The following is a 5,220-nucleotide window of genomic DNA, read 5'->3' as shown; positions in this document are numbered from 1 at the left end:
TTTTTTGTTGGAGAGTTTGATCCTGGCTCAGGACGAACGCTGGCGGCGTGCTTAACACATGCAAGTCGAGCGGAAAGGCCCTTCGGGGTACTCGAGCGGCGAACGGGTGAGTAACACGTGAGCAACCTGCCCCAGGCTTTGGGATAACCCTCGGAAACGGGGGCTAATACCGAATATGACTGTCGGCCGCATGGCTGGTGGTGGAAAGTTTTTCGGCTTGGGATGGGCTCGCGGCCTATCAGCTTGTTGGTGGGGTAATGGCCTACCAAGGCGACGACGGGTAGCCGGCCTGAGAGGGCGACCGGCCACACTGGGACTGAGACACGGCCCAGACTCCTACGGGAGGCAGCAGTGGGGAATATTGCACAATGGGCGGAAGCCTGATGCAGCGACGCCGCGTGAGGGATGACGGCCTTCGGGTTGTAAACCTCTTTCAGCAGGGACGAAGCGAGAGTGACGGTACCTGCAGAAGAAGCACCGGCCAACTACGTGCCAGCAGCCGCGGTAAGACGTAGGGTGCGAGCGTTGTCCGGATTTATTGGGCGTAAAGAGCTCGTAGGCGGCTTGTCGCGTCGACCGTGAAAACTTGGGGCTCAACCCCAAGCCTGCGGTCGATACGGGCAGGCTAGAGTTCGGTAGGGGAGACTGGAATTCCTGGTGTAGCGGTGAAATGCGCAGATATCAGGAGGAACACCGGTGGCGAAGGCGGGTCTCTGGGCCGATACTGACGCTGAGGAGCGAAAGCGTGGGGAGCGAACAGGATTAGATACCCTGGTAGTCCACGCTGTAAACGTTGGGCGCTAGGTGTGGGGGGCCTCTCCGGTTTCCTGTGCCGCAGCTAACGCATTAAGCGCCCCGCCTGGGGAGTACGGCCGCAAGGCTAAAACTCAAAGGAATTGACGGGGGCCCGCACAAGCGGCGGAGCATGCGGATTAATTCGATGCAACGCGAAGAACCTTACCTGGGTTTGACATGGCCGCAAAACCTCCAGAGATGGGGGGTCCTTCGGGGGCGGTCACAGGTGGTGCATGGCTGTCGTCAGCTCGTGTCGTGAGATGTTGGGTTAAGTCCCGCAACGAGCGCAACCCTCGTTCGATGTTGCCAGCGCGTTATGGCGGGGACTCATCGAAGACTGCCGGGGTCAACTCGGAGGAAGGTGGGGATGACGTCAAGTCATCATGCCCCTTATGTCCAGGGCTTCACGCATGCTACAATGGCCGGTACAATGGGCTGCGATACCGTGAGGTGGAGCGAATCCCAAAAAGCCGGTCTCAGTTCGGATCGGGGTCTGCAACTCGACCCCGTGAAGTCGGAGTCGCTAGTAATCGCAGATCAGCAACGCTGCGGTGAATACGTTCCCGGGCCTTGTACACACCGCCCGTCACGTCACGAAAGTCGGCAACACCCGAAGCCGGTGGCCCAACCCCTTGTGGGAGGGAGCCGTCGAAGGTGGGGCTGGCGATTGGGACGAAGTCGTAACAAGGTAGCCGTACCGGAAGGTGCGGCTGGATCACCTCCTTTCTAAGGAGCACCTTCCGACGAAAGTCGGTAAGGAGCCCGCGGTCCACGAGTGTGGGTCGGGGTGCTCGAATGGCGGAGACACTGGCAAGTTTTGCCCTGGCAACGGCCGGCGGTGCTTAGTACAGCCATTCTTCGGGGTGGTGGGAACGGTTGCTGTTGGTGCGGCTGGGGGGGAATGTGAGCACCCTGTTGGGTCCTGAAAGAACAACCATGGGTTGTTTCTTTCGGAGCCGTAGCGGAACGTGATGTTTCGTGAGGTTGCCAGGCATGGCCTGGTCTCGCATACCGGTCGCTGTGGTGATGCTGGTGTGGGGCTGTGGGGTTGTGGGTTGGTCGTTTGTTGAGAATTGCACAGTGGACGCGAGCATCTTTGTGGTCAAGTTGTCAAGGGCGAACGGTGAATGCCTTGGCACCAGGAGCCGATGAAGGACGTGGGAGGCCGCGATAGGCCTGGGGGAGCTGTCAACCAAGCTGTGATCCCAGGGTGTCCGAATGGGGAAACCTGGCACCAGTCATGTGGTGTCACCCACACCTGAACACATAGGGTGTGTGGAGGGAACGCGGGGAAGTGAAACATCTCAGTACCCGCAGGAAGAGAAAACAATTTAGTGATTCCGTGAGTAGTGGCGAGCGAAAGCGGATTGAGGCTAAACCGGCTGCGTGTGATACCTGTCAGGGGTTGCGTGGTCGGGGTTGTGGGACCCCGCTGGATGAGCTGACACTTGTCCGAGGAGTTATAAAGTCAGTGGCTAGTCGAACAGTCTGGAATGGCTGACCGTAGACGGTGAGAGTCCGGTAGGTGAAAGTTGCTGACCTTCTGTGGGTGTTCCCGAGTAGCGGCGGACCCCTGAAATCTGCCGTGAATCTGCCAGGACCACCTGGTAAGCCTAAATACTTCCTGGTGACCGATAGCGGACAAGTACCGTGAGGGAATGGTGAAAAGTACCCCGGGAGGGGAGTGAAATAGTACCTGAAACCGTTCGCCTACAATCCGTCGGAGCCTTGCGGGGTGACGGCGTGCCTTTTGAAGAATGAGCCTGCGAGTTAGTGGCATGTGGCGAGGTTAACCCGTGTGGGGGAGCCGTAGCGAAAGCGAGTCTGAATAGGGCGATTCAGTCGCGTGTCCTAGACCCGAAGCGGAGTGATCTAGCCATGGGCAGGCTGAAGCGCGGGTAAGACCGCGTGGAGGGCCGAACCCACCAACGTTGAAAAGTTGGGGGATGACCTGTGGTTAGGGGTGAAAGGCCAATCAAACTCCGTGATAGCTGGTTCTCCCCGAAATGCATTTAGGTGCAGCGTCGCGTGTTTCTTGCCGGAGGTAGAGCACTGGATGGTCTAGGGGGCCCACAAGCTTACCGAAATCAGCCAAACTCCGAATGCCGGTAAGTGAGAGCGCGGCAGTGAGACTGCGGGGGATAAGCTTCGTAGTCGAGAGGGAAACAGCCCAGATCACCAGCTAAGGCCCCTAAGCGTGTGCTAAGTGGAAAAGGATGTGGGGTCGCATAGACAACCAGGAGGTTGGCTTAGAAGCAGCCACCCTTTAAAGAGTGCGTAATAGCTCACTGGTCAAGTGGTTCCGCGCCGACAATGTAGCGGGGCTCAAGCACACCGCCGAAGCTGTGGCATTCACATTTTAACCACGCGTGCCCTTGATGGTGCGTGCAGGTGTGTGGATGGGTAGGGGAGCGTCGTGCCGCGAGTGAAGCAGCGGGGTGACCCAGTTGTGGACGCGGCACGAGTGAGAATGCAGGCATGAGTAGCGAAAGAAGGGTGAGAAACCCTTCCGCCGGATGACCAAGGGTTCCAGGGCCAGGCTAATCCGCCCTGGGTGAGTCGGGACCTAAGGCGAGGCCGAGAGGCGTAGTCGATGGACAACGGGTTGATATTCCCGTACCCGCGAAAGAGCGTCCCTGATGAACGTCGTTGTGCTAACCACCCGAGCTGCCTGATGTCTTCGGACGGATGGTGGGGAGCGTGGGAACCTGGCGGCTGGTAGTCAAGCGATGGGGTGACGCAGGAAGGTAGCTGAGCCCGGCCGGTGGTTGTGCCGGGGTAAGCGTGTAGGCCGTGTCGTAGGCAAATCCGCGACGCATGAAGGCTGAGACGTGATGCCGAGCCGATTCAGGTGAAGTCAGTGATCCTATGCTGCCGAGAAAAGCCTCTAGCGAGTTCTTAGCGGCCCGTACCCCAAACCGACACAGGTGGTCAGGTAGAGAATACCGAGGCGATCGGGCGAACTGTGGTTAAGGAACTCGGCAAATTGCCCCCGTAACTTAGGGAGAAGGGGGGCCGGAGACGTGAAGCCCCGCGCGGGTGGAGCGTTGTATGGCCGCAGAGAGCAGGGGGAAGCGACTGTTTACTAAAAACACAGGTCCATGCGAAGAAGTAATTCGATGTATATGGACTGACGCCTGCCCGGTGCTGGAACGTTAAGGGGACCTGTTAGCTCTTCGGGGCGAGGCGGAGAACTTAAGCGCCAGTAAACGGCGGTGGTAACTATAACCATCCTAAGGTAGCGAAATTCCTTGTCGGGTAAGTTCCGACCTGCACGAATGGCGTAACGACTTCCCCACTGTCTCAACCACAGGCCCGGCGAAATTGCAGTACGAGTAAAGATGCTCGTTACGCGCGGCAGGACGGAAAGACCCCGGGACCTTTACTATAGCTTGACATTGGTACTCGAATTAGCTTGTGTAGGATAGGTGGGAGCCGGTGAAGTCCATACGCCAGTATGGGTGGAGGCAATCTTGAAATACCACTCTGGTTGATTTGGGTATCTAACTTCGGACCGTTATCCGGTTCAGGGACAGTGTCTGGTGGGTAGTTTAACTGGGGCGGTTGCCTCCTAAAAGGTAACGGAGGCGCCCAAAGGTTCCCTCAGCCTGGTTGGCAATCAGGTGTTGAGTGCAAGTACACAAGGGAGCTTGACTGTGAGACTGACAGGTCGAGCAGGGACGAAAGTCGGGACTAGTGATCCGGCACTTGCGAGTGGAAGCGGTGTCGCTCAACGGATAAAAGGTACCCCGGGGATAACAGGCTGATCTTCCCCAAGAGTCCATATCGACGGGATGGTTTGGCACCTCGATGTCGGCTCGTCGCATCCTGGGGCTGTAGCAGGTCCCAAGGGTTGGGCTGTTCGCCCATTAAAGCGGTACGCGAGCTGGGTTTAGAACGTCGTGAGACAGTTCGGTCCCTATCCGCCGTGCGCGTAGGATACTTGAGAAGGGCTGTCCCTAGTACGAGAGGACCGGGACGGACGAACCTCTGGTGTGCCAGTTGTCCCGCCAGGGGCATGGCTGGTTAGCTACGTTCGGAAGGGATAACCGCTGAAAGCATCTAAGCGGGAAGCCTGCTTCAAGATGAGGTATCCCACCCCACTTTGTGGGGGTAAGGCCCCCAGCTAGACGACTGGGTTGATAGGCCGGAAATGTAAGCCCGGTAACGGGTTCAGTTGACCGGTACTAATAGGCCGAGGACTTGACTACCAAGCTGCTACGCGTCCACTGTGCAACTCTCGATAAACGAACAACAGACCACACACGTGTGTGTTGGTGTTGTTTGACATGTCGATAGAGTTACGGCGGTCATGGCGGAGGGGAAACGCCCGGTCACATTCCGAACCCGGAAGCTAAGCCCTCCAGCGCCGATGGTACTGCACTCGTGAGGGTGTGGGAGAGTAGGACACCGCCGGACAATCTT

3 rRNA genes are annotated in these 5,220 nt (G+C 58.0%); all 3 read left to right on the top strand.

The features are described from left to right. Positions 1 to 4 precede the first annotated feature (4 nt). The 3 genes from ACLJN9_RS30490 to rrf all read left to right on the top strand — a co-directional run bounded on the left by ACLJN9_RS30490 (position 5) and on the right by rrf (position 5,214). Positions 5 to 1,521: ribosomal RNA gene (locus ACLJN9_RS30490) — 16S ribosomal RNA — on the top strand. 374 nt (positions 1,522 to 1,895) lie between these two features. Continuing rightward, a 23S ribosomal RNA gene (locus ACLJN9_RS30485) occupies positions 1,896 to 5,006 on the top strand. A gap of 91 nt (positions 5,007 to 5,097) precedes the next feature. Beyond that, positions 5,098 to 5,214, top strand: a 5S ribosomal RNA gene (rrf, locus tag ACLJN9_RS30480). The 16S, 23S and 5S rRNA genes sit together here, the layout of an rRNA operon. Positions 5,215 to 5,220: the final 6 nt, after the last annotated feature.

This window comes from Micromonospora sp. 067-2, assembly GCF_046549295.1.
Lineage (GTDB): Bacteria > Actinomycetota > Actinomycetes > Mycobacteriales > Micromonosporaceae > Micromonospora.
This window is presented reverse-complemented; position numbering and strand designations above follow the sequence as displayed.